The following is a 255-nucleotide window of genomic DNA, read 5'->3' on the forward strand; positions in this document are numbered from 1 at the left end:
GCGTTGTTAAATACGCCACCTTCTGAATTACACACAACTTCTTCTAGAGATTTCTCAGCAAGCTCAGTACCCTCAACAAGACCGTTAAGTTTAACAACGTAGGTGTTGTGGTGCTTGCCGTGGTGAAACTCAAGTGTTTCTTTTGAAATGTGTGGCTCAAGTGCATCAATTGCATAAGGTAGTGACGGTAGTACAAATGCCATTTTTTTCTCCAATTATTAATAAATGCCAAAATCGATACGAAACATAGCGCAG

1 pseudogene is annotated in these 255 nt (G+C 40.0%); it reads right to left on the reverse strand.

The features are described from left to right. Positions 1-203 (reverse strand): annotated as a pseudogene (locus CWC11_RS21940) (superoxide dismutase [Fe]); the annotation flags it as partial. Positions 204-255 lie beyond the last annotated feature (52 nt).

It is taken from the genome of Pseudoalteromonas sp. S3178 (assembly GCF_005886985.1).
Taxonomy (GTDB): Bacteria; Pseudomonadota; Gammaproteobacteria; order Enterobacterales; family Alteromonadaceae; genus Pseudoalteromonas; species Pseudoalteromonas carrageenovora.